The following is a 26,638-nucleotide window of genomic DNA, read 5'->3' on the forward strand; positions in this document are numbered from 1 at the left end:
TGATGGACGAAAGTCCCCGACACGTGAGGACACCACTGGTGGACGACGAAGTCGTACTCTCTGCCCCCCTCTTCGCGGACATGGAAGGCGAAGAGACCCGCGCGCTCTTCGAGTCCATGGTGCCCGTGGAGCTGGTCCGGGGTGACGTGCTCTTTCGCGAGGGCGAGCCGGGCGACCGGCTCTATGTCATCGCGCAGGGCAAGATCAAGCTGGGTCGCCGGTCGAGCGACGGCCGCGAGAACCTGCTGTCGATCCTGGGGCCGGGCGAGATGTTCGGTGAGCTCTCCCTGTTCGACCCGGGACCCCGCACCGCTTCGGCCTCGTCCGTGTCGGACTCCGTGGTCTACGAGCTGCGGCACGAGTCGCTCGTGCGCTGGATCGCCGACCACCCGGGCGTCGCCACGCAGCTCCTCGGCGCGCTCGCGCGCCGCCTGCGCCGCACCAACGAGACGCTCGCGGACCTCGTGTTCTCGGACGTCCCCGGGCGCGTGGCCAAGGCTCTGCTGGACCTGTCGACCCGTTTCGGCGAGCCCAACGACGACGGCATCCGCGTGGCGCACGACCTCACGCAGGAAGAGCTGGCGCAGCTTGTCGGCGCCTCGCGCGAGACCGTGAACAAGGCGCTGGCCGACTTCGCGACCCGCGGCTGGGTCCGCCGCGAGGGCCGTGCCGTGGTGCTGCTCGACCTGGACCGGCTGGAGCGCAGGGCGCGCTGACCAGTCGGTGCACGTGATCGGTAAACAGTCAGGTGGTCGGTACCCCGGGGTACCGACCACCTGACTGTTTACCGATCATCTGCGCGTGTCGTCAGGCGACCCGCGCCGTCAGCGTCATCAACGTCGCCTCGGGGCGGCACGCGAAGCGGACCTGCGCATAGGGCGACGTTCCCGCGCCCGCGGAGACGTGCAGCCATGTCGACTTCTCGCCGCCCTCGCGGTCCGGACGTGGACCGGGCCAGCCGTGCAGCCCGGACGCCCGGACCCGGTCCAGGTCGCAGTTCGTCACGAGCGCGCCGTAGAACGGCAGGCAGAGCTGCCCACCGTGCGTGTGGCCGGCGATGATGGCGTTGACGCCGTCGTCCTTCAGCTGGTTCAGCACCCGCTGGTACGGGGCGTGCACGACGCCGAGGCGCAGTACCGCGTCCTCCTCGCCGGGTACGCGACCCGGCTCCGGCATGACGTCGCGCTCGAGGTGCGGGTCGTCCATGCCGACCAGGCCGACGGTGCGCCCGTCGCGCAGCTCCACGAGGCCCCGGTGGTTGTCCAGGTCCACCCAGCCGGCGTCGGTGAATGCCTTGGCGAGCGCGTCCGCGGGCAGCGGCACCTTGTCCTCGCGCTCCACGCGAGCGTCGGGCAACAGGTACCGGGCCGGGTTCTTGAACGTCGGCGCGTAGTAGTCGTTCGACCCCATGACGAACGCCCCGGGGACGTCCATCAGCTGCCCCAGGACGTCGAGGAGCGGAGCGAGCGACTGCGGGTGCCCGAAGTTGTCCCCCGTGTTGATCACCAGGTCGGGCTCGAGCGCCGCCAGTGACCGCACCCAGGCCTGCTTGGTGCGCTGACTGGGCGTGAGGTGCAGGTCGGAGACGTGGAGCACCCTGATCGGCCGCTGCCCCGGAGGCAGCACCGGCATGGTCACCCGCCGCACGCGGAAGAGCTTGGTCTCCACGTGCGCGTAGGCCAGCCCGGCGACGGCGATGCCCCCGACGATCCCGAGAGCCTTGCCGACGTTACCCAGGGTGCCCATGCCGATCAGTCGTTTCCGTTCCCGTTGCCGCCGTTACCGTTCCCGTTGCCGTTGTTGCCGCGGCCGGAGTCGCCGCCCTCGGAGCCGCCCTCGTCACCGGAGCCACCGCCGTCGTCCGAGGCATCCTCGTCGTCGTTGGTGTCAGCCTTCGGCGCGACCGGGGCCCTGCCGACGAGCGCGGGGTCAGGGTCGGGGAAGGACGTCTTGGGGAGTTCGGCGACCGCCTGGTCCATGTAACGGCGCCAGGTCGGGGCGGCAATCGTACCGCCGTACATGGGACCAGCCTTGGCTGCGCTGTCGTACCAGCTCATCGAGGGCAGGTACACGTTCATGTGCGGGACGTTGCCGCTGGCCTCACCGACCCAGACCGAGGTGGAGAGCTCGGGCGTGTACCCCGTGAACCAGCTCTGCATCGCGTCGTTCGTCGTGCCGGTCTTGCCGGCCACCGGACGGCCGTCGCTGAGCCCGGGGCTCAGCTTCCATGCGGTACCCCACGGGCTGGTCTTGAAGACCTGGGTCATCGCGTAGGCGACCGTGTTGGCCACCTCGGGCTCGAGCGTCTGCTTGCAGTTCGCGCCCGGCACCTTCATCTTCTTGCCGTCGGTGTCCTTGACCGCGATGATCGCTACCGGGTCGCAGTAGGTGCCACCCGCGGCGAACGTCGCGAACGCCGACGCCTGGTTGATCGGCGTCGAGGCCTGGGTCCCGAGCGTCATCGAGGCGAGCACGTCGATGTCGGCCTTCTCGGGGGTGTCGATCGTGCGGAAGGTCCCTGCGCCCTCCCGCGTCAGGCCGGACGTCATCGGCCGGAAGCCCACGTCCCACGCCGTCTGCTGCACGTTGCAGAGATCGAGCTGCTGCGACATCCGGGCGTAGACGGTGTTCAGCGACTGGAACGTGCCCTGGAGCACGCTGACATTCCCACTGGCCGCACCGTCGACGTTCGACACGGGCCAGTCCTGGTTCGTGAAGGCGTGCACGCAGCCGTCAGCCTTGAAGCTGGTCTCGTTCGCCACGAACGAGTTGGCGCTGACCTGGTCGTGGAGCTGCCGACCGCTGCGCAGCCACTCGGCCAGCACGAACGGCTTGAAGTTGGAGCCCACCTGGAACCCGCGGGAGTTGCCGTGCATGTAGTCGGCCGAGTAGTTCTGCGCGGTCGTGCGCTCTGCCGGTTCCGCCCGCGTGTCGTACGGGATGTTCTGCGCCATCGCCTTGATCCGCCCGGTGCCTGGCTCGACCGACGTGACGGCGGCCTCGAGCTCGTAGGCGTTGTCCGCGGGAACGGCCTCGGCGACCGTCTCCTGCGCGGCCTTCTGCATCTTCATGTCCAGCGTGGTGACGATCTTGAGGCCACCGCGGTAGAGCAGGTCCTGGCGGTCGGCCTTCGTCTTCCCGAACTCCGGGCTGGCCATGACCTCCTTGATCACGTAGTCGCAGAAGAAGGCGGCGCCCTGTGCGGAGTCACACCCGACGTCGAGCGGCTGGACATCGAGAGTGTCCGCCAGCCTGGTGTCGAACGCCTTGTCCCGCTCCTCGGTCGTGATGTAGCCGAGCTGCCACATCTTGCCGATCACGAGGTCACGACGCTTCTTGGCGTCCTTGGGGTTCTCCACGGGGTCGAACGCGTTCGGCGACTTGGTGATACCAGCGATCGTCGCCGCCTCGACCACCGACAGGTCGCTCGACGACTTGTTGAAATAGTGCCGCGAAGCGGTCTCGACGCCGTAGACGCTCCGGCCGAACTGCGCGATGTTGAGGTAGCCCTGAAGGATCTCGTCCTTGGACATCTTCTTCTCGAGCGCGATGGCGAGCTTCGCCTCGCGGAGCTTTCGCGTGAGCGAGCCCTCGCTGGCCTCCAGCACGCCGAACGTGTCGCCCGACCGGTCGGCCTCCTCGATGAGCACGTTCTTCACGTACTGCTGCGTGAGGGTGGACGCGCCCTCGGTGGCGCCGCCACCGAAGTTCTTCACCGCGGCGCGCGAGATGCCCTCGGGGTCCACGCCGCCGTGGTTGTAGAAGCGCTCGTCCTCGATGGAGATCACGGCGTTCTTCATGTGGTCCGACACCTCGTCGAGCGGCACCACGATGCGGTTCTGCGCGTAGAACGTGGCCAGCTTCGTCTTGCCGTCGCTCGCGAAGATCTGCGACTGCTCCGAGAGCGGACCGGGCACCAGCTCGGCGGGCACCTCCTCGAAGACCTCGACGCCCGTGTCGACGGCGCTGTCGACGCCCGAGGCCAGCGGGATCACCAGTCCGGCGGCGATCACGCCACCAGCGCCGGCGGTCAGCACGAATGCGAGAAGGAGTCCGATGAGCTGCGCCGCGGGAATGGTTCGAGCGATCCGGCGCGGCTCGCGAGAGTTCGCAGGGGCCATGGCCCCAGGTTACGGGGTGTCCCTGACAGGGCACGCCGAAAACCGGGCCCGCCGGTGTGCAGGTCTCGTGCGGAATCCCACGTCGACAGCGGGCTAGCATCGGAGCCATGGCAACGAAGTGGGAATACGCGACGATCCCCCTCCTCATTCACAACACCAAGGCGATCCTCGATCAGTGGGGCTCGGACGGCTGGGAGCTCGTGCAGGTGGTCCCCGGACCCGACGGCACCGGTCTGGTCGCCTACCTGAAGCGACCAGCGGGCGGTGACGCATGAGTCACGAGCAGCGCCTCGCCGAGCTGGGCATCACGCTCCCCGAGGTAGCGGCTCCGGTCGCGGCGTACGTCCCAGCGGTGCAGACGGGCCGCTACATCTACACCTCCGGCCAGCTGCCCTTCACCGACGGCGCACTGCCGGCCACCGGCAAGGTCGGTGAGGGCGAGAACCTGATCTCCGCCGACGACGCAGCGGCCTACGCCCGCACCTGCGCTCTGAACGCGCTGGCCGCCGTCCGGTCGGTCACCGGCTCGCTCGACGCGATCTCCCGGATCGTCAAGGTCGTCGGATTCGTCGCGAGCGACCCGGCGTTCACCGGCCAGCCCGGGGTCATCAACGGCGCCAGCTCGGTGCTCGGCGAGATCTTCGGCGACGCCGGTGTGCACGCCCGCTCCGCCGTCGGCGTGGCGGTCCTTCCGCTGGACTCGCCGGTCGAGGTAGAGCTCGTCGTCGAGCTCGCGTAGCAGCTTCGCAGGGGCCCGGAACGGGCGTGACCGGATCCACTCCGGATTCGGTTTCCGTTCCGGGCCATGCGTCGGCTATTCTGAGCAGGCTTCCGCGGAAAGGCTTCGTGCCTGTCGTGCGGTGGACTCCATCGGGGTGTGGCGCAGCTTGGTAGCGCGCTTCGTTCGGGACGAAGAGGTCGCAGGTTCAAATCCTGTCACCCCGACCATGGAAAAAGGCCCTCTGACCAGCAGAAATGCTGAGCCGGAGGGCCTTTTAGTTTCTCTAGAGCCCTACCCCGCCGGTCGCCGGAGGGACTAACTGAGGGACTGGCGCATCCTCAGACCAGTGCGAGCAAAGCTGCCGCTGCACCCACGACACCGATCGCAAGCCCGATCCACATCCCAACCTTCATCTGCTTCGAGTCGCTACGGAGTCGGACCTCGCTCGCTCCGGCAGCCTTCGCATCGCCCTGAGCGATCGTGAGCAGACTGGCGAGGGCCTCAATTTGCACTTGAAGCTTCCCGTTCTGTTCGGTGAGTAGGTCCACCAGCGCATCACCGATCCGCGGAAGCTCGACCGGATCCAGGTTCGGTTCCTCGCCAAATGCCTGCCCGGGCTGGACGTGGTTGGTCTTGGGCAACTCGATGAGCGCCGACGTCCGCATGTCTGGCATCGCGGTGGCAACGAGTTGCTTATAGCGCTGCGCGATCGGCTCGATGTATGCCGCTGTTCCCGCGTCTGGCTCAGTCGACGCCTTGAGCACGATGCCCGAGATACCCGCAGCCTGCGAAACCGGCCCCAGCATCGCCTCCGAGATGAGCATCGGCTCAGTCGACGCCTTGAGCACGATCTCCGAGATACCCGCAGCCTGCGAAACCGGCCCCAGCATCGCCTCCGAGATGAGCATCGGCTCAGTCGACGCCTTGAGCACGATCTCCGAGATACCCGCAGCCTGCGAAACCGGCCCCAGCATCGCCTCCGAGATGAGCATCGGCTCAGTCGACGCCTTGAGCACGATCTCCGAGATACCCGCAGCCTGCGAAACCGACTTGGCGATTACGTCAGCCGCTCGCCGACCCGTCTCGGTGGTCTTAACCATCGCATCGATTGTCGGGCGCAGATGATTCATCCACAGCCGGTTGTACTCGACCACTGCCGCATGGTCGGGATGCGCCGCGTCCTCCGCGATCGCTTGGTTCTGGCGCAAGGAGAGCTCCCCGATGACGTTCACCGCAGGGTCTTCGCTCACCGGCTCCGAGGTGACCTCCTCCCCGGAGTCGCCGCGCCGATTGACTTCCTCTGATCCGTTCAGGCCCGGGCGAATGGGGTAACTGGACAGCTCTTCTGTTTCAGCACTCGAGAGCGCTTCGTCCGTCATGTCGAACACGGTACGTGGGGCCGCCCACATCCAGGGACAGGCGAGCTGACACAGAATCCACGACGGACCCGAGGAGGGTCACCGTCGGAACAGGTCGACCACGCCTAACGAAGGTCGAGGGTCCGCTCCCCGGCACGGGCCCTCGACCTTCCGCGACGTCGGCTAGCCAGCCTCCGGCACTCCGAACAGCGGTTGCATGTGCCAACCCGGGCCGACTTCCTCGACTGTGAACACTCGGTCCATGATGGTCGCGCCGGTCTCGATCACTGGCCGCAGCTCGTGCCGGTAGACCTTCTCCGTCACCGCCGTGCCGGAGTGCCCAAGCACACGGGCAATCTCTTCTAGGGGCACTTTCTCTTCCGACATGATCGAGGTGAACGAGTGCCGCAGTTCGCGCGGCGCCCAGGCTCGGGTTGTCGCCGGGGACGTCGGCCTTGGTCGAAGCGACTTCGGAACCGAGTTTGGGCCAGCCAACGTGGAGATTCACGCGGTCACCGCCTCGGTCGATCTGGGCGATGCTGGAATGGCCCTAGACCTGGCAGGTCAGATCGACACAAGCGCACTCTCGGCTGAGCGTCGGAGTCGGTTGCTACTCGACAAGGCGAGGGCTTACACACAACGTCGGCAGGTGGGCGAGGCGGTCGACGCGCTCCTCGAAGCGGAGGAGCTAGCGCCGGAGCAGATCCGCTCTCACCCTCTGGCTCGACGAGCCATCCGTGACCTGATGCAGATTAGCCGGCGCACACCTGTGGACTTGCAAGAGCTCGCGCAGCGGGCAACGGTGAGCTGACGGACTCCACCGCGATACACGGCAAACCGGTGAGGCCTCGGACGAGGGAATCTACCGTCCGGGGCCTCTGCGTGTTCGCGACTGAGCGACTGCACGCTATTCGCTAGAACAAATTGTCAAGATCAGCAATCTCGCTTTCTATGCGATCGATACGCACTTGGAGGTCATCCTGCTTTGCCCTCCAAGGCTCGATATAGTCTTCCTTCAGACGCCTTAATTCCCCCACGATCTGATGCTGCTCGACGAGAAGCAGGTTCATCTGTGACATGACCTCCCCCGAGTACGGTGCTGACTTGAAATCGGCCAGCGCGTCATTGACTCGCGAAAGTCGATTGTCGAGTTCAAACTCCCTGAGAACGTCTTCGCCCATAGACTTCTGATACGCCCCCGAGCGATGCGCCCCACGAAGTTGATTCTTCAGGAAATCCCTCTCTGCCATGAGAGAGTTACGGTGCCGGATCACCCTATCGGCCGCCCACCCACCGTCTGACACCTTTTCAACCTCAGAGATCGACGAAGTCTTCAGGCGCACTCCTGCATCCTGCGCATAGAACCTGAGGAATCGTTTCGGGTCGTAAAAATGCACCAGGCGCGACGAGCGATCGAGATACTCAGCGATCAGTTCTGGGCGCGGGCCGAAAGTCTCACCCCCGACCCGATACCACCAATCCGGCTTCGCGTCCTGCGTCACGAATATGGCTGGGCGCTTCGTCTCCTCGGCATGATCTAGGATCTGCATCCACAAGATGAAGTCGCCGTACATCCTGGCGTCCCCCTTGTCCGCGTCCTCGTACCCGGGCGGCTGTTTGCGCTCGTAGCGCGCATCCGCTTCCGAATAAAGTTCCTTCATGCGTGCATCGCTATACGGCGGCCCGACGCGATCGGCGAACAGATCGGTGACTTCGCGAAATATGTCATCGACAATCGAGCCGTCACGATATTCCGCATGCCGCTCTCTTGCCCCATCAACATCGGCCAATGCGCCCTGGATTGCCTCTTCGATCGATTGAGCAATTCCATCCGCGTCCAGAGATGGATGCATGTTGAACGAGCCCTTCAAGGCATCCGCGCTTTTCCTGATCTTCTCTAGGCTCGCGGAAATATCGACGAAGGCCTTGTGAGTTTGCTGAACGACGCCCAATCTGCGCTCGTGGAACTCCTTACCCACTTGGTACGGGATCCAGAGATCGTCCCGCCGAGCGCGCATCGCTTCAAGAAACTCCTCCCTCGTCTCTGGAGTGTATCGGAACAAGTTCAGAAGGGCGTTCGTGTCAAATATTAGATGCCCGTCCGACCAAACATCGTTTAATTCGTCATCAGTGGGCCTGTAGTAGCCACGAAAAGCGTTTCTCATTTAACTCCAATCGCCACGCGCATGAGCCCGCCAACTCCACGCATGCTGCCAAAAACCTGGGAACCACATCCTCCCTCAGGGCAAAGGGCCTGAACAGGGACGACGTGGGCGAACTTGTCTTTCTTCAGGAACGGGCTCCACTCGGCGGTGCTTCACAGGACGGCTCGCGTCGTCTGCCCTACGCCGGGCTGGAGCTTCCTGGTGCGCCCTGCCGCTGGCGCCATACACCGGGCCTCGGGCGCCAAGCGAACCGACGGGCTGCCTGCACCACCGTTCCGGAGTAGCACCGAGGGACTTGCTGAGGGACTACCGGCCGGGACCCGCTAGCGCACGGCCAGACCAACTGGGACGTTTCCCTGCGCCGCAAGGCGCATACCTGCCGCGCTCAGTGCCTTCGGGACGAAGAGGTCGCAGGTTCAAATCCTGTCACCCCGACCATGGAAAAAGGCCCTCTGACCAGCAGAAATGCTGATTCGGAGGGCCTTTTGCGTTGCCGCTGCCCTGCGCCCGTGCCCGCCTCGCTCCGCGGTGCAAGACTTGGGGCCATACCCAGCACGGGAGGCACCCGATGGATCCGTACGTCCTGGTAGGTGGCGGGCTGACCACAGCCCGCGCCGCTGAAGCGCTACGCACCGGCGGTTATGACGGCGACCTGGTGGTCGTCACCACCGAACCCCACCATCCGTACGAGCGCCCACCGCTGAGCAAGGACTACCTGCGCGGCGAGTCGGAGCGCGACGTCGTCTTCCCGCTCGAGGAGAGCTGGTACAGCGAGCACGACGTCGTGGTCCGCACTGGCGAGACGGTCGTCGGGCTGGATCCTGCAGGCCACGTCCTCACGCTGTCCGACGGCGACACGCTCAACTTCGCGAAGGCGCTGCTCGCGCCAGGCTCCACGCCACGCACCCTCGACCTGCCCGGCAGTGACCTCGCCGGCGTGCACTACCTGCGCACCATCGACGACTCCGACCGGATCTCCAGCAGGCTGCTCGAGGCGTCGCTGGAGGGCGTCGGCAGGGTGGTCGTGATCGGTGACGGATGGATCGGGCTGGAGGTGGGGGCATCAGCCCGGTCGCTCGGCCTGGACGTCACGGTGGTCGGTGACGGCCCGCATCCGCTCGGCCGCGTGCTCGGGCGCGAGATGAGCGACTTCTACGCGAGCGTCCACACCCAGCACGAGGTGCGCCTGATCCGCGACGCTTCTGTCCTCGCGATCCGTGGTGCCGACGGCCGCGTCACCGGCGTCGACCTGGCGGACGGCACGCACCTCGGGGCCGACGTCGTGGTGATCGGCGTCGGTGCCACACCGAACGTCGGCCTTGCCGAGGCAGCTGGCCTCGACCTCCGGCCCGTCGCGCAGGGTGGCGGGATCGTCGTGGACGGAACCCTTGCGACGTCGGCCCCCGACGTCTTCGCCGGGGGCGACGTGGCCAGCGTCCCTTCCCTGCACTACGGACGTCCGCTCCGGGTGGAGCACTGGGCGGTCGCCCAGGAGACCGGCGCACACGCCGGCCGCGCCATGCTCGGCGCCACGGACCCGTACGACAAGCTCCCGTACTTCTACAGCGACCAGTACGACGTCGGCATGGAGTACACCGGCTGGGTCGACGTCCGGGCCGGCTACGACGACGTAGTGGTCTCCGGCGACGCCGACAAGCGGGAGTTCGTGGCGTTCTGGCGCGTCGACGGGCTCGTCGTGGCAGGCATGGCCGTGAACGTCTGGGAACAGATGGAGCGTGTGGAGGAACTGATCAGGTCTCGGAGGAAGGTGTCGACGGCGGAGCTGGAGGGCTTCGTGGGCTGAGCCCGGGTGGGACGATTCCCCGGTGCAGCAGCTCCCCCGGTCTTTCGCGCTCGCCGCCGCGCTCGTGCTCGCGCTCGCCGGATGTACGCCGGCCGGTGAACGCGTGCCCGAAGGGATCGAGTCGGCTGCCGACTCGGTGCGTGGGCTGCACGGCGTGGTCGACATCGAGGTCACCAGGACCCCGAACACTGCGATCGAGCCTGTCCCGGGGAACTTCGGGCAATCGGAAGAGGCCGTCCCCAGCAACCTCGACGCAAAGGTCCGGCTGGGCCAGTCCCTGAGCCCCGCGGCAGCGAGGACCGCCGCAGGTGAGGCGCAACGGCTGCTGGCCGCCGCGGCAGGGCGCATCCACCCCAGCGAGAACATCACGGTGTCGACAGAGCTGGTCGCCGGTCCCGAGGGCCCCGAGCGCTCCGATGTCAGCAGTGCCTGGCTCAGTATCCGGCTGAGCCCTGACGCTCCTGCGGACGTCGTGGCGGAAGCCGCCGAGTACGGCTACGAGCTGCGCGAGGTGGGCGCCACGAGCGTGCACTTCTCTCTCGGCGCCGACCCGGCGGGCCCGCTCGACGTCCACGCCGGTGTCTTGGCGAGCTCGCCGGACGACCTGGTAGCCCTCGCCCGCAAGGCCGCCGAGCTGGGCCATGGCGCCGGCCTCGAGGCGCCAGGGGTCCGCTACGAGTCCGGGACACAGGTGCCCGACCTGTCGGCCGTCCGGCTCGTCGTCGCCGCGGCGGGCCGTCCGGACGTCCGGAACGCCGCCTACGTCGCCGGCCAGCAGCTCACCGTCCAGTCCGACGCCGCCCAGGGTGCGCAGAGCCTCGCTGACCTGCGGCGCTGGCTCGAAGCGCAACCCCACACCACCGCCGATCGTCCGCTCGCCTACACGGTCCAGGACGCGGAGTACCTCGAGACGACCGGCTGGGTCTCGGGCGTCATGCCTGCCGCCTACGCACCGCACACCCTTCCGCTCCCGTCCGGCACCAAGGCCTGGCCGGACGACGCCGCGGCGCCGTCCTGCACGGATGACGAGCTTCGCATCGCCTGGGCCGGGTCCGACGCCGCGACCGGCCACCGCTACGGTCGGCTCGCGGCACACAACGTCTCGGACCACGCGTGCGCGCTGGACGCCGTGCCGGAGGTGCTGCCGCTGAACGCGACGGGCGCCGGCCAGGACGACGTGTCGACCGAGCCGTACCGGCCCGGCGTGGTGCCAGGACGGCTGGTGATCCCGACGGGCGAGGCGGCTTCCGCCGCGGTCGAGTGGGATGCGATGTCCACGGTCAACGACCCCGACCTCACGACGGCGCTCCGCGTGGTGGCGCAGCCCGGAGCCACCGCCGTCGAGCTGCCGGTCTCCGGGCGCCCGGAGACGCCCGGCGGCCTGGACGTGCTCGACGGCGTTGTGCTCCAGGTGAGCCCGTGGGTGCAGGCGCTGGAGGGCTACGCCCCGCTGCGGTGAGCCCGCACTGGCTGACCCGGCCGGTCAGCCCGCGCAGGCTTCTTCGAGTCCCGCGCTGAGCTCCGCGCACCCTGGGACGAGGGGGCCGGCGGTCGAGCCTGGCGAGGTGTTCTCGACAAGCTCGACCGGCGAAGCGTCAGCCCCGGCGCTCCCGGACGGCCTTGGCCAGCTCGCGAAGGAGGTCCTCCGTGGTGTCCCAGTCCATGCACTTGTCGGTGACCGACTGGCCGTAGGTGAGCTCGGACAGCGGGGCCGGCTTCTGCGCCCCGGCCACGAGGAAGCTCTCCATCATGAGGCCCGTGATGCCGCGCTCGCCGTCCGCGATGCGGTTCGCGATCTCGTGCACGACCCCGGCCTGGCGCACGTGGTCCTTACCCGAGTTGCCGTGGCTCGCGTCCACGATCACACCGTTCTCGACGGAGCCGCCCAGGCCGGATCCACGTGCCACGCGCAGCGCGTCGGCGACGTCCTTGGTCGAGTAGTTGGGGCCCGAACGCCCGCCGCGCAGGATCACGTGGCAGTCCGGGTTACCGGTGGTCTCGACTGCTGCGGCACGCCCTTCGCCGTCGGCCCCGAAGAAGGTGTGCTCGCTCGCGGCGGTGACGCAGCCGTCCACCGCGATCTGTACGTCGCCGTCGGTCGCGTTCTTGAACCCGACGGGCATCGAGAGACCCGAGGCGAGCTGCCGGTGCACCTGCGACTCGACGTTGCGGGCGCCGATCGCGCCCCACGTCACGGCGTCGGCGATGTACTGAGGGCTGGTCGGCTCGAGGAACTCGGCCCCGGCGGGCACGCCGGCGTCCAGCACGCCGAGCAGCACCTCGCGGGCGAGGTTCAGGCCGTGCCGCACGTCGTGCGAACCGTCCAGGTGCGGGTCGTTGATGAGACCCTTCCAGCCCACGGTCGTGCGCGGCTTCTCGAAGTACACCCGCATCACGACGACCAGGTCGTCGGACAGCTCACGCCGGAGCGTGGCGAGCCGGGCGGCGTAGTCGAGCGCGGCGGCCGGGTCGTGCACCGAGCACGGCCCGACGATCGTCAGCAGCCGGTCGTCGTCCCCGGCCAGGACGTCGCGCACCTCGCGGCGGGACGTCGTGACGAGGTCGCTGCGGGCGGTGCCGAGCGGCATCGACTCGAGCAGGCTGTTCGGTGCGGGCAGCGGGTCGAGAGCGCGGATGCGCAGGTCGGAGGTGCGGGTACCGAGGTCGGATGCCTCGGTGCTGGGTTCCGCAGGGGTGATGCTCATCGGGATCGGGGCTCCTGGTTGGCGGGTCTGGTTCAAGGAACCGGACGGCCGCCACCGACTCCTGGTCCGGAGCGGTCCGTCTCGGTCAAGACGAAGGGCCTGGACGCGATCGGCGTCCCAGGCCCTGGCTCCGGGTGGAAAGTTGGTCAGGCGTACGCCCGCCGAGCTCCACCAGGAGCCGACGTAAAGCGCCAATACCAACGGATGTCCACGGCCAAAACCGTAGCCCGACCCCAGCGGGCTGTCCACCGGGTTCCAGGATGCGATCGATCACAGTCCGACGGCGCTGGGCCGCTGGGCGGCTGCGCTACCGCGCGCTTGCGGGGGGTTTGGTGGCCCACGCGGTTCTCTGCGGTCCACGCCATCGTCCGCGGCTGGACCGGGTGTTCCGCAGAGGATGGCGTGGTCCGCAGAAGGTCGCGTGGCCGCATCGGATCGCTATAGGGCTGTGTATGACATCCAGGTCCAACCGATGCGATGTGCTGCGATGAGCACATGCCCCGGACGTCACTGCTCCCAGCCCAGCTGCTCGCCGCCGCACGCCTCCAGGGCGGCCTCGTGTCGACCCGGCAGTGCGATGCGCACGGTATGACCGACCGCCGGCGCTCAACCTTGGTCAGGTCGGGAGCCTGGGACCGCCTCATCAGGGGCGTCTACGACACCCACCAGCCACAGTCCGGTCTGCACGACTTCGACCTCGAGCGATGGAAGGCGGTCTGGCTCGCCCTGTGCGCCTACCCGACGGCGGCAGCGGTCGGCAGCTGCGCGCTCATGCTGCACGGGGTCGCGGGCCTGCCACGAACGATCGCTCCGGAGGTCGCCGTGCCCAGAGGGAGCGCGCGGCGGCCACGGGGCGGCATCGTCGTGCGCCAGACGGACATGCGCGGGAAGACCGTGCGCCTCAGGGGCCGGCATGTCGCCAAGCCGGTGGTCGCGCTCGCTCAGGCGCTAGTCACCCTGGACCGCGGCTCGTGGGTCAGGTGCGCGGACAACATGCTCAACCGGAAGCTGATCCTCCCCGGGGACCTCGACGCGGTGCGCGAGCTCAGCCGCCGTCAGCCCGAGTTCCCGGCGCGGCAGCGCTGGTTCGATCCCGTCGACGGCCGGTCGGGGTCACCGCGGGAGCCGGACGCCCGTATGCAGTGCCACGACGCGGGGATCGCCCCGGACGACCTGCAGCGCGAATTCGTCGACGAGCAGGGCCGGGTCTGGGCACGCGCCGACCTGGCCTGGTATCTGGGCGACGGGCGGTGGCTCCTGGTCGAGATCGACGGCAACGAGTTCCACTCATCGGACGACCAGCTGGTTCGGGACGCCACCCGCCAGAACGCGCTCGTCCGGGACGGGCGGCACATCATGCTCCGCTTCCGGTCGGCGCACCTCAACCAGCCCGGGTACGTCCCGGGAGAAATCGGCACCGTGCTCCAGCGGGAGGGCTGGCGACCTGGCCGGCAGCTGCCGAGTCTCGCGCAGCACCCGACGCCGCCACCGGCTCGGCCGCAGCAGTCCGGCCGGGCGACCCGAGCCGCCGTCTGATCCTCTGACAATTCAGGTGGACCGCCACAAGCAGCCATGTACCGGGCACGCCATAGTCCACGAGGCACGCCATGCTCCACCGATCCAGGCAGATTCCGCGGATGATGGCGTGCAACGCAGAGGATCACGTGGCCGACGGCGACCGGCGCCTGCGCGGGCCTCGGCCTACCGGGCGTAACGCTCCACGAAGGCCCGCAGGATGCGCATCGGCTCGGCGACGGTCACCGCGGCGACACGTTCGCGCACCAGCTCCGCCTCCTCCCGGGGGAAGTAGCCGTAGTCGCGGTAGACGACGATCCGCTGCTGCATCCCGACGACGTCCAGCTCCGGGTGGAACTGCGTGGCGTACAGGTTCTGCTTGATCCGGAACATCTGGACCGGGCAGCCGGCCGACGACGCGAGCAGCACCGCGTGGTCCGGCAGCTTGCGCACGGCCTCCTTGTGGCCCACGTACGCGGGGAAGGTCGGCAGCACGCCCTCCAGCAGTGGGTCCGACGCCGCGTCCGGCGTGAGCTCCACGACGACCGGCCCCGGCGGCTCGCCGTAGGTCCCGTCGATCACGGCACCCTGGTGGGCGCCCAGCGTCCCGACGCCGTAGCAGGCGCCGAGGAACGGGAAGTCGCGAGCGACGACCTCGTCCAGCAGCGCCGCGAGCTCCGCCTCGACGCGGAGCTGCACCGGGCCCTTCTTCTTCGCGGGGTCCGAGGAGTTGAACGGCCCTCCGCCGACGAGCACCCCCGAGTAGTCGTCGAGGTTCACCGGCGGCAGGGGGTCCCGCTCGAGGCGCACCCGGTGCAGCTGCTCCGGTTCGAGGCCCCCGTACTGGCAGAACGCCGCGTACTCGCCGTCCGCGGCGATGTCCTCTCCGCGCGTTGCCAGCAGCAGGAACGGCTTCATGACAAGAGAGTAGGGGAGATCAGCGCGTCTCGGAACGGCGAGCCCACCACGTCGCCAGGCCGGCCCCTGACAGGTTGTGCCACACCGAGAACAGCGCGGCGGGCAGCGCGGCGGCCGGCGAGAAGTGGCTGGCCGCGAGGCTCGCGGCGAGGCCGGAGTTCTGCATGCCCACCTCGACGCTCACCGCGCGGCGAGCCGCCCGGTCCAGCCCTGCCACCTTCGCGGTGCCGTACCCGAGCAGGAGCCCGAGCAGGTTGTGCGTGATGACGGCGAGCGCCAGGAGCAGCCCGGTCGAGAGCACGGTCTGGGAGTTGGCGGCCACCACCCCGAGCACCACCAGGACGATGCCGCTGACGGACACCAGGGGCAGGTAGGGCAGCACCTTCTCGACGAGCCTCCCCGCGACGGCGCGCACCACCACGCCTGCGAGCACCGGGACGAGCACCACCTGGACGATCGAGCCGAACAGGTCCATGAACCCGACGTCGAGGGTCTCGTCGGCGAGCCACAGGATGAGCAGGGGCGTGAGGAACGGCGCGAGCACCGTGGAGATCGCTGTCATCGTCACGGACAGGGCGGTGTCGCCCTTGCCGAGGTACACGATGACGTTGGAGGCCGTGCCGCCAGGGGCCGACCCGACGAGGATCATGCCGAGCAGCGCCATGCCGGTGAGCCCGTAGACGCCGCTGACGCCCCACGCGAGCAGCGGCATGATCAGGAACTGCGCGGCAACGCCGATCAGCACCGCCCACGGTCGCTTGGCGACGAGGGCGAAGTCGCTCCCCCGCAGGGTCAGGCCCATGCCGAACATGATGATCCCGAGGAAGAGCGGGATGTGTGCGGCGAGGGGTGCCAGCTGGGCCGGCGCGAGCAGGCCCGCCACTCCGCCCAGCAGCACCAGTACGGCGAACCAGCGTCCGGCAAGCTCTGCGATCTTCCGCAACGTCCCCATGTGTTCCTCTTCCGGGTGTCGGCCTCGACATCGGCCGGGTCACGATAGACCCGGCCAGGCCGAGGCCTTGGCCGGGTCCCGTCAGGTGGTCACTTCCAACGGAAGAGCTTGACCCCGAGAGGGAAGAGCACAAGGGTCCACACGACCAGCACGAGCACCTGCGCCAGCGGGAAGCCCTCGTTGCCGAACCAGCCGACGGTCAGCCCCTGGGCCGACGCACCGAGCGGCAGGTACAGGCCGATCTCGCGCATCCAGTCGGGCATGATGTCGAGCGGTACCCACACCCCGGAGAACATCAGGGACGGGAAGTAGATCAGCATCCCCAGGCCCGAGGCCGTCGACGCCTTCTCCGCTCGTGCGGCGACGAGCAGCCCGAGGGAGAACATGGCGGTCGTCGAGAGCACGAGGACGAGCAGGACGACCAGCGGGTCAGCGGCGAACGGGACGCCCAGCGCCACCAGGCTGCCGACCACCGCTGCACCGGCCGACACGATCAGCGCCAGCACGTTGATCACCATGTGCACGCCGATCAGGTTCTGCGGTGGCATGGGCGTGGTGGACAGCCGCTTCAGGATGCCCTTCTCCCGGAAGGTCGCGAACTGCACGGGCATGGTGGTCAGCGAGATCGTCCCGACGGCCAGGGCGATGATCGTGGGCAGGTAGGAGGTGACGCCGGGCGCCTCGTTCCAGGGCGGCGGCGCGTCGACCATCGGCTCGGAGAAGGCGGGGATGCCGAGTCCGAGGCCGAGCAGCAGCATGCTGGGGAAGATCAGCGCGAAGAACACGGCGGTCGGGTCCCGCAGCCACACCTTGAGCTCGGTGACGAGCAGGGTGCCGAAGCCGTGCGGGCGTCGTCCTGTGCGGCCGACCCGCGCGGGCCTTGTCGTCTCGACGGCGGTCATGCCGCCACCTCCTCGTTCTCGTCCGGCCGGTACTCGCGGCCGGTGACCTGGACGAACACGTCTTCGAGGGTGCGCTCCACGGTGCGCACGTCGTCGGGCACGAGGTCGGCGGCGGAGAGCGCCTGCACGATGGCGAACAGCACCTTGCGGGTGCCCGTCACCTCGATCTCGTCGCCGACGGTGACCGCTGCGCTGACGTCGTCGTCCCGGTCGGCGAGGGCGGTGAGCAGCTCGGCGGCGCGCCGGCGGGCGCCGTCGTCGGCGAAGCGGAGCAGGACGCCCCTGTCGCCGTCGAGCCCTTCGATCAGGGCCGACGGCGTCCCCTCTGCGACCACGCGGCCGCCGTCGATCACGACGAGCCGGTCGCAGAGCCGTTCGGCCTCCTCCATGAAGTGGGTGACCAGCAGGACCGTGACCCCGGAGTCCCGGACCCGCTCGACGAGGTCCCAGGTCGCGCGGCGCGCTGCTGGGTCGAGGCCCGTGGTGAGCTCGTCGAGGATGGCCACCTGCGGCTTGCCGACCAGCGCGAGCGCGATGGACAGCCGCTGCTTCTGCCCGCCGGACAGCTTGCCGAACTGCTGGTCGCGGTGCGCGGTCAGGTCGAGGAGGTCGAGCAGCTCGGCCGAGTCCGCGCGCTGGGTGTAGAACGAGCCGAAGACGTGGAGCGCCTCGGCGACGGTGATCTTGTCGTGCAGCGCGGCCTCCTGGAGCTGCACCCCGACGTGCTCGCGGACCGACGAGGGGTCGGCCTGGGGGTCGGTGCCCAGGACGCGTACGGTGCCGCCGTCGGCGTGCCGGAGCCCGGCGACGCACTCGACGGTGGTGGTCTTGCCGGCGCCGTTGGGGCCGAGGATCCCAAAGATCTCACCACGTGCGACCTGGAAGGACACATCGGCGACGGCGGTCTTGGTGGCGGCGCCACCGCGAGCGCCAGGGTAGGTCTTGCGGAGGTGGCTCACCTCCACGACTGGGGATGTCATGAGAGCTCCTTCGTTGGCCGGATGGGTGCTTCGGATCGGGGGGTAGGCCGGTTCAGCTGGGGCGCACAGGGATGGTGCGCAGCACGGCGTAGAGCACGACGGCGGCCAGGGCGACGGCGAGCACTCCCCCGCCGATGCCGAGCAGCATGGTCATGAAGCCCTCGGACGTGGGCACTTCCGCGTGGTCGAGGTCTGGCTGCAGCTCGAGGTTGGCGACCGCACCGACGACGCCGGTCCGGGTCGCGAGGTCGACGAGCACAGCGGGTACCGCGAGCGGGACGATCAGGAGCCCGCCCCAGGCTCCTGCGTGGATGAAGCCTGCCGCGATGCACGCCCCGACGAGGATGTAGGTGGTGATCACGAGGGCCTCTGCGACCGCTGTGCCGAGCACCGCGCCGGGCGAGTCGAACGGGAGCGCGCCCAGCCGGCGCCAGGACATCCCGAGCGACGTGCTCAGCAGTCGTTCGCCCAGCAGGGCAAGGGTGGTCACGACGCCGAAGCCCGCGCCGACGACTGCTGCGCCGCGGACCACGCCCTCGAACATGGACCGGCGGCTGCCCCCTGCTGCCACGTGGAGCGCCAGGATCCCGGTCGACGCACTGATGCCGAGCCAGATCATCGGCCAGCGGGCCGATCCCAACGTGGCGTCGAGGGCACTGATCTCCAGATCGTTGCCCGCGGCAGCGTTGCCGACGCTGATCCCGACGGCGTACAGCACGTAGACAGCCCAGAACCAGATGCCGACGACGGTGCCGTTCCTGCGGAGCCTCCCGTCCACGGCGGCAACGCCGCGCAGCTGCCCGGCCCGGGCGAGCTCTGTGCGCCTCATCGTGGTCTCCTCGATGGTCGGTGTTGTCATCGTCGTCCCCCTCAGACCGGTGGCCGCAGCGGGATCGCACGGAGCGGCAGGTGGAACAGCCAGCCCGCGAGCGCGATCGCGGCGAGGCCGCCGGCCAGGCCCAGCAGGATGCCCGGGCCGTCGTCGGGCAGGTTCTCCGGCCCGGCGAGGAGGGCCACCACGCCGGTGTGTGTCGCCAGGTCGACCAGCGCCGCCGGGACGAGCGCGGCGATGATGTACGCCGTCCCCCGCACCATGTCGTGGCGGTAGTAGCCGGCTGCGATCGCGGCACCCACCAGGTAGTAGGTGGCGACGACGAACGCTTCGGTCAGCATCGTCAGCGCGATGCCTGCCCAGCCGTCCACCGGCAGCCCGTAGGCACGCGACCAGCTCTGGTCCAGCGCCCCGAACAAGGCACGTTCACCGACCAGGTAGATCGCGGTCACCGGGCCGAGCATCGCGCCACCGACGAGGGCACCTCGGACGGTCCCGGTCGCGAGAGTCCCGCGTGTGCCACCGGCCGCAAGGTGCAGTCGCAGGTACGCGGCGGGGACGATCATCCCCAGCACCATCATGAACCAGCGGGACGGCCCGCCCATCTGGGCGTCGAGGATGCCTACGTCGAGGCCCGAGCCGAACCGCGTCATGCCGATGATGATCGCGGCGGCCACCACCGTGAAGATCGCCCAGTACAGCCCGCCGACCGTGCGCACGATGCGGATCGTGACGCCCGCCGCCTGCCGGGCGGCGCGCCGCTCGGCCTCGCGGACCAGCGCGTCCCTTGCGGCGCTGGCGACCGGCGTGGTCGTGACGCTCATGACGGCACGCCCCTCGGGTCGGTGAGGCGGACGAAGAGGTCCTGGACCGGCACTGCCCCGACCTCGACCCCTGCCGCGCGAGCCGCGGCCAGCTCGTCGTCCTCGAGCGCCCCCTCCAGCGTGACCTGGACCGTCGTGCCGAGCTGCTGGCGGTGCAGCACCCGGCGTCCGGCCAGGAGCCGCTCGACGGCGTCCTTGCTTCCCGTGAGGCTGAACCCCCGCGCGCGCATCTCGTCGGCCGGCTCCGCCAGGAGCACGCGGCCCCTGTCGATGACGATCACGTCCTCGAACAGCCGCTCGACCTCCTCGACCAGGTGGCTCGAGAGCAGGACGGTGCGCGGGTGCTCCGCGTAGTCGGCCAGGAGCTCGTCGTAGAACGCGTACCGCGTCGGCGCGTCCATGCCGAGGTAGACCTCGTCGAAGATCGTCAGCGGCGCACGTGCGGCCAGGCCCACGGTGGCACCGACTGCCGACCGCTTGCCGCGGGACAGGGCCGACGGCTTCTTGCGGACGTCTACCTCGAACAGGTCGAGCAGGCGCCCTGCCGTCTCGGTGCTCCAGTCGGGCCGCATGTCGGCGTAGTACGAGAGCGAGGTCGAGACCTTCTCGTCGTTCATCAGGTCGCCGCTCTCGCGCACGAGCTGGGTGCCTGAGGTGATCCACGGGTTCTCCCACGGGTCCTCCTCTGCGCCCTCCGGCCCGACGACGACGGTGCCGCTCGTCGGACGGGTGAACGCCGCCAGCAGCGAGAGCATCGTCGTCTTGCCCGCGCCGTTACGACCGAGCACCCCGGTGATGGTCCCTGGCCGGATCACGACCGTCGCGCCGTCGAGAGCGGTACTCGCCTCGTCCTTGACCAGGGTGCCGTCCGGCAGCATCCTGCGGTTCTTGCCGAACCGGACGACGACGTCGTCCAGCCGGGCGCCGAAAGGTGCGGTCGACGTCATGACTCCTCCTTGGTGTGCTTGTCGCTGGTTCGGCTGTCCTTGGCGTCGAGGACATAGGCGACGATCTCGTCGGTGGGGATCCCGAGGATGTCCGCCTGCTGCAGGACCGGGGCCAGGACGTCCTCGAAGTAGTGCTTCCGGTGGTCGGCGAGCAGCCTCTGCCGGGCGCCGGGCGCCACGAACATGCCGAGGCCTCGACGTTTGTAGAGGATTCCCTCCTCGACCAGCCCGGAGAACGCCTTGGCCGCCGTCGCGGGGTTGATCCGGAAGGTGGTCGCGAACTGCGTGGTGGACATGACCTGCTCCTCCTCGCCGAGCTCGCCGGCGAGCACCTGGGCACGGATCCATGTCGCGATCTGCACATAGATGGGCTCGGGTCCGTCGAACATGTCTCGTCCTGACGTTCAGTGGTTCGTTACTTGACTAATGAACCACATGACCCGTCCCGTGCGCAAGCCCTCTCGGAGACGAAAGAGGGGCGGGGCACCGTGCGAATGCACGATGCCCCGCCCCTCGGCGGGAGTTTCCGACCTGATTACGTGTCGGCGGGCTCCGCCGCGTCGAGCGTCTGCAGCTCCGCCAGGTCGGCCGCGATCAGCTCGGCGATCTGGATCGTGTTCAGCGCTGCCCCCTTGCGGAGGTTGTCGTTGCTGACGAACAGGACCAGGCCGCGGCCGTCCGGCACCGACTGGTCCGTGCGGATGCGGCCCACCAGGGACGGGTCGACGCCCGCCGCGGCGAGCGGCGTCGGGACGTCGGCCAGCTGGACGCCGGGAGCGTCGGCCAGCAGCTTGCGGGCCTCGTCCGGGGTGATCGGCCGCTCGAACTCCGCGTGGATCGACAGCGAGTGACCGGTGAACACCGGGACACGCACGCAGGTACCGGCGACCGCGAGGTCGGGCAGGCCGAGGATCTTGCGGGACTCGTTGCGGAGCTTCTGCTCCTCGTCGGTCTCGCCCGAGCCGTCGTCGACCAGGTTGCCGGCCAGCGGGACCACGTTGAACGCGATGGGCGCCACGTACGCCTTGGGGTCGGGCAGGTCGACGGACCGGCCGTCGTGCACAAGACCTTCGAGGTCCTGCCCGGCGCCGGAGCGCACCTGGCCGGCCAGCTCGTCCACCCCGGCCAGGCCGGAACCGGACACCGCCTGGTAGGTCGCGACGCGCAGCCGCTCGAGGCCCGCCGCCTTCGCCAGCGGCGAGAGCACCGGCATGGCGGCCATCGTGGTGCAGTTCGGGTTCGCCACGATGCCCTTGACCGCCTCCTCGACCGCCTCGGGGTTCACCTCGGAGACGACGAGCGGAACCTCGGGGTCGAGCCGCCAGGCCGACGAGTTGTCGACGACGACGGCGCCCGCCTCGGCGAATCGCGGTGCGTGCTCGCGCGACGTGCCGCCACCCGCCGAGAAGAGGGCGATGTCGATGTCGGCGAGGTCGTCTGTCGCGGTAGCTGCGACGTCCTCCACGGGGACGTCCAGCCCGGCGAACGGCAGCGTGGTGCCCGCCGAACGGGCAGAGGCGAAGAACCGCACCGACGCCAGGGGGAACTCCCGCTCCTCCAGCAGGCGGCGCATCACGGCGCCGACCTGGCCGGTAGCGCCGACGACGGCGACGTGCACGCCCTGATCAGAGATCTCGACCATGTCAGCGCCCCGTTCCCGCGTAGACGACGGCCTCGCCGTCGACACCGTCGAGCCCGAACGCGGTGTGCACGGCGCGCACGGCGTCGTCCAGCGAGTCCGCGCGGGTCACTACCGAGATCCGGATCTCGGAGGTAGAGATCATCTCGATGTTGATCCCGGCGTCCCGCAGCGCGGCGAAGAGCCGGGCCGAGACGCCGGGGTGCGACTTCATGCCGGCGCCGACCAGCGACAGCTTGCCGATCTGGTCGTCGAACTGCAGCGAGTGGAAGCCGAGCTCCGCCTGCACCGCGGTGAGGGCAGCCATCGTCGCCGGCCCGTCGGAGCCGGGCAGGGTGAAGGAGATGTCGGTCAGGCCGGTGGACGCCGCCGACACGTTCTGCACGATCATGTCGATGTTCGCGCCGGTGCGGGCCACGACCTCGAAGATGCGAGAGGCCGAGCCCGGCACGTCCGGGACGTCGACGACGGTGATCTTGGACTCGGAGCGGTCGTGCGCCACACCGGAGATGATCGCGGCTTCCATGGTGCTCTCCTTCAACTTCTGGGGCTTCATTTCCTCGGAGCTCACGCGCGTGCCGTCATGCGCGCTGAACGAGCTGCGCACGTGCATCGGCACGTTGTACCGGCGTGCATACTCCACGCTACGCAGCGCGAGCACCTTGGCACCGCTGGCCGCGAGCTCGAGCATCTCCTCGTAGGAGGCCCACTCGATCTTCCGGGCGTTGGGCACGATGCGCGGGTCGGCGGTGAACACGCCGTCGACGTCCGTATAGATCTCGCACACGTCGGCATCGAGGCCGGCCGCGAGCGCCACCGCGGTGGTGTCCGAGCCGCCGCGTCCGAGGGTGGTGACGTCGTTCGTGGACTGGGTGACCCCCTGGAAACCGGCCACGATCGCCACCTGCCCCTTGTTCAGGGTCTCGCGGATGCGATGCGGTACGACGTCGACGATCCGTGCCCTGCCGTGCACCGCGTCGGTGATGAGGCCGGCCTGCTGGCCCGTGTAGGACTTGGCCTTCACGCCGAGGTTGGTGATCGCCATCGCGAGGAGCGACATGGAGATGCGCTCGCCGGCGGTGAGGAGGATGTCGAGCTCCCTCTTGGGCGGGAGCGGGGTGATCTGCTGTGCGAGGTCGAGGAGCTCGTCGGTGGTGTCGCCCATGGCGCTCACCACCACGACCACGTCGTTACCTGCCCGCTTTGATTCGGCGATCCGCTTCGCGACGCGCTTCACGCTGCGCGCGTCCGCGACCGAGGACCCGCCGTATTTCTGCACGACAAGTGCCATGCGCCTGCCTTCCGTTGCCGGCCTCCGTCTGTCTCAACGGCCCGCCGGGTGGTTGGGTTTGCGGCTTGATGGTACGTGCATGGTGATCCGAGGGGTAGTCCGTCCCACGTCGTGGGCTCAGGCCAGGACGTCCCAGGCCAGGCGGGCGATGAGGGCGCCGACCACGATGACGAACACGACGCGGACGAACTTCGAGCCCTTGGCCACGGCCATCCGGGCGCCGATGTAGGCGCCGATGAGGTTGGCCACACCGAGCCCGAGGCCGATGGTCCAGATGACGGCGCCGCTCGGCACGAAGAAGATCAGGGCGCCGAGGTTGGTCGCGAAGTTCACGATCTTCGCGATGGCCGACGCCGGGAGGAACGAGTACCCGAGGGCGCTCACGAGGCTGATGACCAGGAACGTGCCGGTGCCCGGGCCGAGCAGCCCGTCGTACGCACCGATGAGCAGGCCGATCATGGCGGCGATCCGCTTGTGGCCGTTGCCGACCCAGCGCAGGTTGTCGTGCTCGCCGACGTTGCGCTTGAGCAGTGTCCAGGCCAGCACACCGACGAGCACGACGAGGATGATCGGCTTGAAGAGCTGGTCCGGGATGTGGGAAGCGCCGATCGCGCCGCCGAACGCCCCGACAAGGGCCGTGAGCGCCATCGGACCCGCGGTGCGCAGGTCGGGCTGGACCCGCCGGTAGTAGGTGATGGCGCTGGTGGAGGTGCCCATGATGCTGCCGAGCTTGTTGGTCGCCAGGGCCTGCACGGGGCTGATCCCCGGGACGAGCAGCAGTGCGGGCAGCTGGATCAGGCCGCCACCGCCCACGACGGCGTCGACCCACCCGGCGGCGAGGCCGGCGAGCAGGAGGAGGACGATGGTGAGCAGATCGAGTTCGGGCACGGAGGTATTGTGCGCGAACCGCGCCGTTCGGCGGGCCGTGTCTCGGTCAGGCGGACCCGGCGCTCACAGCCGCGTGCCGCGGCGGACGGTGACCGGGGAGCCGTCGGCGATGAACGCCGAGACCGGTTCTGCGGCGAGGCTCTCGACGAACTGCCTGCCGTACACCTGCTCGACGTCGCACTCGAGAGCGGGGTCGCCGGCCTGCCAGACGTGCCAGCCCGGGTGCTCGACGCGGTACTCGACCGAGCCTCCGTCGCGTTGCGCTGCGTAGCCCCAGTAGTGCTCGGTGATGAACTCCTCCTGCGAGCCCTCCTCGGGCAGCCGGGCACTGCCCTCGGTGGTGGCCCGGACGTGGTACCAGTCACCGGCGTCGCGCCACGAGTACTCCACGACGCCGTCGGGGGTCTCGCGGTCGTCACGCAGGTCGATCCGGTGCCGCATCGGTCGCGCCACGTACTTCTCGCCGTAGACGGCTCTCGCGACGGTGGCCAGGGCCCAGCGGGGCACGATCTCCTTGACGAAGACGACGCCGCGGCGCCAGCCGTCGTCCGCGCGGCGTCGCACGTAGAACCGCAGGTTGATCTCGTCGAAGTCGCGGTGGAAGGGGACAGGGACGCCGAGCAGGCGCGTGTCCAGGAACTGGAACCCGACCACGCTCACGACGTGCCGGCCGGACCAGGTGTCGAGCTCGACACCGCGTGGGACGAGCGGCCGCAGGACCGCTGGGTCGACCTCGTAGCTGAGCATCACCAAGCGACGCCACCGTGCCGAGAGGAACGTCCCGGTCCGCGCCTCGGATCCTGTCACGCCGGGAACGTACCAGCCCGGGAACCCGCGTGTCGGTGCCGCCCCGTAGGGTGGCCTCTTGTGTACGAAGGCGCGGTCCAAGACCTGATCGACGAGCTCGGCCGGCTACCCGGCGTCGGGCCCAAGAGCGCGCAACGCATCGCGTTCCACCTGCTCGCGACCGACAACGACGAGGTCAAGCGGCTGGTCCATGCGCTCACCGAGGTGAAGCTGCGTGTCCAGTTCTGTGAGCTCTGCGGCAACGTCGCCGAGGCAGAGCGCTGCCGCGTCTGCCTCGACCCGCGGCGCAGCGACGATGTGATCTGTGTCGTGGAGGAGCCGAAGGACGTGGTCGCCATCGAGCGCACCCGTGAGTTCCGCGGTCGCTACCACGTGCTCGGCGGGGCCATCAATCCCATCGAGAACGTCGGCCCGGACGACCTGCGCATCAGCGAGCTCCTGGCCCGGCTGGCCGACGGGACGGTGCAGGAGGTCATCCTCGCCACCGACCCGAACGTCGAGGGAGAGGCCACGGCGACCTATCTTTCCCGACTGATGGCTCACATGGGTATCACTGTCTCGCGGCTGGCCTCGGGTCTCCCCGTGGGTGGAGACTTGGAGTACGCGGACGAGGTGACGCTCGGCCGCGCGTTCGAAGGCCGCCGCGTCATCGCCAACAACTAGAGCATCGGCAACGACAAGTAGGTGGGATCACGATGAGTGAGATAACCCCCGGGTCGGACCTCAGCGAGGTCGCAGACCAGGTGTCCGCACAGGCACGGACGTTTCTGTCGACGGTGACCCAGGTGGCGTCCGGAGGCATGCCTGGAGCTGAGCTCTCGCTCCTCGTCCTCGCGTCGTCCGACCTGCTGGCAGCGGGGGCCCGCCTCGCCGCGATCGTGGATGTCGTGCCGAAGGAACGCTACGAGCCCGACGCGGGCCCCGACACCGACCTCGACCCGCTGCGCGAGGCCCTGTCCAAGATGTTCGACGGGTTCGACGACTACACCGAGGTCGTGGACCCGGTGCTGAGCGATGACGTCGGCCAGGCCTCCCTGTCCGGTGACCTCGCCTGCGTCGCGGAGGCACTCGCCAAGGGCCTGCAGCACTTCGACAGCGGCCACGAGCTCGAGGCCCTGTGGTGGTGGCAGTTCTCCTACTTCTCGCTGTGGGGCGAGCGCGCTGCGTCCGCGCTGCGGGTGCTGCAGGGGCTGCTGGCGCACGTGCGCCTGGACGTGGAGGACGACGTAGCCGCCGAGGCGGAGTACGACGCCCTCCACTCCTGACCCG

General features: G+C 69.0%; 27 protein-coding genes and 1 tRNA gene. 10 read left to right on the plus strand and 18 right to left on the minus strand.

Annotated features, from left to right (window positions below; translation table 11 throughout):
- Nucleotides 1-38: 38 nt before the first annotated feature.
- Nucleotides 39-716 carry a Crp/Fnr family transcriptional regulator gene (locus tag ACFS27_RS08870; protein ID WP_116677089.1) on the plus strand — a complete coding sequence of 226 codons (678 nt, stop codon included), beginning with the start codon at nucleotides 39-41 and terminating at the stop codon, nucleotides 714-716.
- A 91-nt stretch (nucleotides 717-807) separates the two neighbouring features.
- Here ACFS27_RS08870 and ACFS27_RS08875 read toward each other — a convergent pair whose 3' ends face one another.
- Both ACFS27_RS08875 and ACFS27_RS08880 read right to left on the minus strand, forming a co-directional pair.
- Nucleotides 808-1,746, minus strand: a complete 939-nt coding sequence (locus tag ACFS27_RS08875; RefSeq protein WP_377182047.1) for a metallophosphoesterase — start codon at nucleotides 1,744-1,746, stop codon at nucleotides 808-810.
- Between the two features lie 5 nt (nucleotides 1,747-1,751).
- A complete protein-coding gene (locus ACFS27_RS08880) occupies nucleotides 1,752-4,121 on the minus strand; it encodes a transglycosylase domain-containing protein (RefSeq protein ID WP_377182049.1) in 2,370 nt (789 codons plus the stop codon).
- 107 nt (nucleotides 4,122-4,228) lie between these two features.
- Here ACFS27_RS08880 and ACFS27_RS08885 point away from each other — a divergent pair, with 107 nt between their 5' ends.
- The 3 genes from ACFS27_RS08885 to ACFS27_RS08895 all read left to right on the plus strand — a co-directional run bounded on the left by ACFS27_RS08885 (nucleotide 4,229) and on the right by ACFS27_RS08895 (nucleotide 5,069).
- A complete protein-coding gene (locus ACFS27_RS08885; RefSeq protein WP_253870720.1) occupies nucleotides 4,229-4,396 on the plus strand; it encodes a DUF4177 domain-containing protein in 168 nt (55 codons plus the stop codon).
- Nucleotides 4,393-4,860: a RidA family protein gene (locus tag ACFS27_RS08890; RefSeq protein ID WP_377182051.1), complete on the plus strand. Its 468-nt coding sequence runs from the start codon at nucleotides 4,393-4,395 to the stop codon at nucleotides 4,858-4,860. Before ACFS27_RS08885 ends, ACFS27_RS08890 begins: the two co-directional genes overlap by 4 nt.
- A 132-nt stretch (nucleotides 4,861-4,992) precedes the next feature.
- Nucleotides 4,993-5,069: transfer RNA gene (locus ACFS27_RS08895), tRNA-Pro, on the plus strand.
- 111 nt (nucleotides 5,070-5,180) lie between these two features.
- Here the strand turns inward: ACFS27_RS08895 and ACFS27_RS08900 are convergent.
- Nucleotides 5,181-6,221, minus strand: coding sequence for a hypothetical protein (locus ACFS27_RS08900; RefSeq protein WP_377182053.1), 1,041 nt, complete (start codon nucleotides 6,219-6,221; stop codon nucleotides 5,181-5,183).
- Between the two features lie 162 nt (nucleotides 6,222-6,383).
- Nucleotides 6,384-6,587, minus strand: a complete 204-nt coding sequence (locus ACFS27_RS08905) for a hypothetical protein (protein WP_377182055.1) — start codon at nucleotides 6,585-6,587, stop codon at nucleotides 6,384-6,386.
- Here ACFS27_RS08905 and ACFS27_RS08910 point away from each other — a divergent pair.
- The gene (locus ACFS27_RS08910; RefSeq protein ID WP_377182057.1) at nucleotides 6,586-7,011 is read left to right on the plus strand and encodes a hypothetical protein; all 426 of its coding nucleotides are present in this window, start codon (nucleotides 6,586-6,588) and stop codon (nucleotides 7,009-7,011) included. The two genes, ACFS27_RS08905 and ACFS27_RS08910, sit on opposite strands and share 2 nt — an antisense overlap.
- Nucleotides 7,012-7,114: 103 nt before the next feature.
- On the opposite strand, the gene ACFS27_RS08915 is transcribed toward ACFS27_RS08910, so the two are convergent.
- Nucleotides 7,115-8,365, minus strand: a complete 1,251-nt coding sequence (locus ACFS27_RS08915; protein ID WP_377182059.1) for a PIN domain-containing protein — start codon at nucleotides 8,363-8,365, stop codon at nucleotides 7,115-7,117.
- Between the two features lie 568 nt (nucleotides 8,366-8,933).
- On the opposite strand from ACFS27_RS08915, the gene ACFS27_RS08920 reads away from it, so the two are divergent.
- Together ACFS27_RS08920 and ACFS27_RS08925 are read left to right on the plus strand one after the other, a co-directional pair.
- On the plus strand, nucleotides 8,934-10,169 hold the full coding sequence (locus ACFS27_RS08920; RefSeq protein ID WP_377182061.1) for an NAD(P)/FAD-dependent oxidoreductase: 1,236 nt from the start codon (nucleotides 8,934-8,936) through the stop codon (nucleotides 10,167-10,169).
- A gap of 22 nt (nucleotides 10,170-10,191) precedes the next feature.
- Entirely contained in the window at nucleotides 10,192-11,628 is a 1,437-nt protein-coding gene (locus ACFS27_RS08925; RefSeq protein WP_377182063.1) for a DUF4232 domain-containing protein, read from the plus strand.
- A gap of 136 nt (nucleotides 11,629-11,764) precedes the next feature.
- Here ACFS27_RS08925 and ACFS27_RS08930 read toward each other — a convergent pair whose 3' ends face one another.
- A complete protein-coding gene (locus ACFS27_RS08930) occupies nucleotides 11,765-12,874 on the minus strand; it encodes a 3-deoxy-7-phosphoheptulonate synthase (protein ID WP_377182065.1) in 1,110 nt (369 codons plus the stop codon).
- Nucleotides 12,875-13,369: 495 nt separating this feature from the next.
- Here ACFS27_RS08930 and ACFS27_RS08935 point away from each other — a divergent pair, with 495 nt between their 5' ends.
- The gene (locus tag ACFS27_RS08935) at nucleotides 13,370-14,410 is read left to right on the plus strand and encodes a type IV toxin-antitoxin system AbiEi family antitoxin domain-containing protein (RefSeq protein WP_377182067.1); all 1,041 of its coding nucleotides are present in this window, start codon (nucleotides 13,370-13,372) and stop codon (nucleotides 14,408-14,410) included.
- Between the two features lie 165 nt (nucleotides 14,411-14,575).
- Here ACFS27_RS08935 and ACFS27_RS08940 read toward each other — a convergent pair whose 3' ends face one another.
- The 12 genes from ACFS27_RS08940 to ACFS27_RS08995 all read right to left on the minus strand — a co-directional run bounded on the left by ACFS27_RS08940 (nucleotide 14,576) and on the right by ACFS27_RS08995 (nucleotide 25,369).
- Entirely contained in the window at nucleotides 14,576-15,307 is a 732-nt protein-coding gene (locus ACFS27_RS08940; RefSeq protein WP_377182069.1) for a glutamine amidotransferase, read from the minus strand.
- Between the two features lie 19 nt (nucleotides 15,308-15,326).
- Entirely contained in the window at nucleotides 15,327-16,259 is a 933-nt protein-coding gene (locus ACFS27_RS08945; protein WP_377182071.1) for a bile acid:sodium symporter family protein, read from the minus strand.
- Between the two features lie 89 nt (nucleotides 16,260-16,348).
- Nucleotides 16,349-17,161 carry an ABC transporter permease gene (locus ACFS27_RS08950; RefSeq protein ID WP_377182073.1) on the minus strand — a complete coding sequence of 271 codons (813 nt, stop codon included), beginning with the start codon at nucleotides 17,159-17,161 and terminating at the stop codon, nucleotides 16,349-16,351.
- Nucleotides 17,158-18,141 (minus strand): ABC transporter ATP-binding protein, encoded by a 984-nt coding sequence (locus ACFS27_RS08955; RefSeq protein ID WP_377182075.1) that lies wholly within the window; start codon nucleotides 18,139-18,141, stop codon nucleotides 17,158-17,160. The genes ACFS27_RS08950 and ACFS27_RS08955 overlap by 4 nt, the downstream gene beginning before the upstream one ends.
- Before the next feature lie 52 nt (nucleotides 18,142-18,193).
- On the minus strand, nucleotides 18,194-18,970 hold the full coding sequence (locus ACFS27_RS08960; protein WP_377182077.1) for a hypothetical protein: 777 nt from the start codon (nucleotides 18,968-18,970) through the stop codon (nucleotides 18,194-18,196).
- Between the two features lie 41 nt (nucleotides 18,971-19,011).
- A complete protein-coding gene (locus tag ACFS27_RS08965; protein WP_377182079.1) occupies nucleotides 19,012-19,797 on the minus strand; it encodes a hypothetical protein in 786 nt (261 codons plus the stop codon).
- Nucleotides 19,794-20,744: an ATP-binding cassette domain-containing protein gene (locus ACFS27_RS08970; protein WP_377182081.1), complete on the minus strand. Its 951-nt coding sequence runs from the start codon at nucleotides 20,742-20,744 to the stop codon at nucleotides 19,794-19,796. Before ACFS27_RS08970 ends, ACFS27_RS08965 begins: the two co-directional genes overlap by 4 nt.
- Entirely contained in the window at nucleotides 20,741-21,133 is a 393-nt protein-coding gene (locus ACFS27_RS08975; RefSeq protein WP_377182083.1) for a GntR family transcriptional regulator, read from the minus strand. Before ACFS27_RS08975 ends, ACFS27_RS08970 begins: the two co-directional genes overlap by 4 nt.
- Nucleotides 21,134-21,279: 146 nt before the next feature.
- Complete coding sequence (locus tag ACFS27_RS08980) at nucleotides 21,280-22,386, minus strand: aspartate-semialdehyde dehydrogenase (RefSeq protein WP_377182085.1); 1,107 nt, start codon at nucleotides 22,384-22,386, stop codon at nucleotides 21,280-21,282.
- 1 nt (nucleotide 22,387) lies between these two features.
- Nucleotides 22,388-23,674 (minus strand): aspartate kinase, encoded by a 1,287-nt coding sequence (locus ACFS27_RS08985; protein WP_377182087.1) that lies wholly within the window; start codon nucleotides 23,672-23,674, stop codon nucleotides 22,388-22,390.
- Between the two features lie 117 nt (nucleotides 23,675-23,791).
- The gene (locus ACFS27_RS08990) at nucleotides 23,792-24,562 is read right to left on the minus strand and encodes a TSUP family transporter (RefSeq protein WP_377182089.1); all 771 of its coding nucleotides are present in this window, start codon (nucleotides 24,560-24,562) and stop codon (nucleotides 23,792-23,794) included.
- 63 nt (nucleotides 24,563-24,625) lie between these two features.
- Complete coding sequence (locus ACFS27_RS08995) at nucleotides 24,626-25,369, minus strand: YqjF family protein (RefSeq protein ID WP_377182091.1); 744 nt, start codon at nucleotides 25,367-25,369, stop codon at nucleotides 24,626-24,628.
- A 60-nt stretch (nucleotides 25,370-25,429) separates the two neighbouring features.
- On the opposite strand from ACFS27_RS08995, the gene recR reads away from it, so the two are divergent.
- Together recR and ACFS27_RS09005 are read left to right on the plus strand one after the other, a co-directional pair.
- Nucleotides 25,430-26,032 carry a recombination mediator RecR gene (recR, locus tag ACFS27_RS09000; RefSeq protein WP_377182093.1) on the plus strand — a complete coding sequence of 201 codons (603 nt, stop codon included), beginning with the start codon at nucleotides 25,430-25,432 and terminating at the stop codon, nucleotides 26,030-26,032.
- Nucleotides 26,033-26,064: 32 nt separating this feature from the next.
- A complete protein-coding gene (locus ACFS27_RS09005) occupies nucleotides 26,065-26,634 on the plus strand; it encodes a DUF5063 domain-containing protein (protein ID WP_377182095.1) in 570 nt (189 codons plus the stop codon).
- Nucleotides 26,635-26,638: the final 4 nt, after the last annotated feature.

Origin of the sequence: Promicromonospora vindobonensis (assembly GCF_042685865.1) — a bacterium.
Taxonomy (GTDB): domain Bacteria; phylum Actinomycetota; class Actinomycetes; order Actinomycetales; family Cellulomonadaceae; genus Promicromonospora; species Promicromonospora vindobonensis.

What these genes read in the sequence shown, in the direction of transcription:
- ACFS27_RS08875 (WP_377182047.1), bottom strand. Translation starts at nt 1,746, where the DNA reads ATGGGCACCCTGGGTAACGTCGGCAAGGCTCTCGGGATCGTCGGGGGC.
- ACFS27_RS08880 (WP_377182049.1), bottom strand. Translation starts at nt 4,121, where the DNA reads ATGGCCCCTGCGAACTCTCGCGAGCCGCGCCGGATCGCTCGAACCATT.
- ACFS27_RS08885 (WP_253870720.1), top strand. Translation starts at nt 4,229, where the DNA reads ATGGCAACGAAGTGGGAATACGCGACGATCCCCCTCCTCATTCACAAC.
- ACFS27_RS08890 (WP_377182051.1), top strand. Translation starts at nt 4,393, where the DNA reads ATGAGTCACGAGCAGCGCCTCGCCGAGCTGGGCATCACGCTCCCCGAG.
- ACFS27_RS08900 (WP_377182053.1), bottom strand. Translation starts at nt 6,221, where the DNA reads ATGACGGACGAAGCGCTCTCGAGTGCTGAAACAGAAGAGCTGTCCAGT.
- ACFS27_RS08910 (WP_377182057.1), top strand. Translation starts at nt 6,586, where the DNA reads ATGATCGAGGTGAACGAGTGCCGCAGTTCGCGCGGCGCCCAGGCTCGG.
- ACFS27_RS08905 (WP_377182055.1), bottom strand. Translation starts at nt 6,587, where the DNA reads ATGTCGGAAGAGAAAGTGCCCCTAGAAGAGATTGCCCGTGTGCTTGGG.
- ACFS27_RS08915 (WP_377182059.1), bottom strand. Translation starts at nt 8,365, where the DNA reads ATGAGAAACGCTTTTCGTGGCTACTACAGGCCCACTGATGACGAATTA.
- ACFS27_RS08920 (WP_377182061.1), top strand. Translation starts at nt 8,934, where the DNA reads ATGGATCCGTACGTCCTGGTAGGTGGCGGGCTGACCACAGCCCGCGCC.
- ACFS27_RS08930 (WP_377182065.1), bottom strand. Translation starts at nt 12,874, where the DNA reads ATGAGCATCACCCCTGCGGAACCCAGCACCGAGGCATCCGACCTCGGT.
- ACFS27_RS08935 (WP_377182067.1), top strand. Translation starts at nt 13,370, where the DNA reads ATGCCCCGGACGTCACTGCTCCCAGCCCAGCTGCTCGCCGCCGCACGC.
- ACFS27_RS08940 (WP_377182069.1), bottom strand. Translation starts at nt 15,307, where the DNA reads ATGAAGCCGTTCCTGCTGCTGGCAACGCGCGGAGAGGACATCGCCGCG.
- ACFS27_RS08945 (WP_377182071.1), bottom strand. Translation starts at nt 16,259, where the DNA reads ATGGGGACGTTGCGGAAGATCGCAGAGCTTGCCGGACGCTGGTTCGCC.
- ACFS27_RS08950 (WP_377182073.1), bottom strand. Translation starts at nt 17,161, where the DNA reads ATGACCGCCGTCGAGACGACAAGGCCCGCGCGGGTCGGCCGCACAGGA.
- ACFS27_RS08955 (WP_377182075.1), bottom strand. Translation starts at nt 18,141, where the DNA reads ATGACATCCCCAGTCGTGGAGGTGAGCCACCTCCGCAAGACCTACCCT.
- ACFS27_RS08960 (WP_377182077.1), bottom strand. Translation starts at nt 18,970, where the DNA reads ATGAGGCGCACAGAGCTCGCCCGGGCCGGGCAGCTGCGCGGCGTTGCC.
- ACFS27_RS08965 (WP_377182079.1), bottom strand. Translation starts at nt 19,797, where the DNA reads ATGAGCGTCACGACCACGCCGGTCGCCAGCGCCGCAAGGGACGCGCTG.
- ACFS27_RS08970 (WP_377182081.1), bottom strand. Translation starts at nt 20,744, where the DNA reads ATGACGTCGACCGCACCTTTCGGCGCCCGGCTGGACGACGTCGTCGTC.
- ACFS27_RS08975 (WP_377182083.1), bottom strand. Translation starts at nt 21,133, where the DNA reads ATGTTCGACGGACCCGAGCCCATCTATGTGCAGATCGCGACATGGATC.
- ACFS27_RS08980 (WP_377182085.1), bottom strand. Translation starts at nt 22,386, where the DNA reads ATGGTCGAGATCTCTGATCAGGGCGTGCACGTCGCCGTCGTCGGCGCT.
- ACFS27_RS08985 (WP_377182087.1), bottom strand. Translation starts at nt 23,674, where the DNA reads ATGGCACTTGTCGTGCAGAAATACGGCGGGTCCTCGGTCGCGGACGCG.
- ACFS27_RS09005 (WP_377182095.1), top strand. Translation starts at nt 26,065, where the DNA reads ATGAGTGAGATAACCCCCGGGTCGGACCTCAGCGAGGTCGCAGACCAG.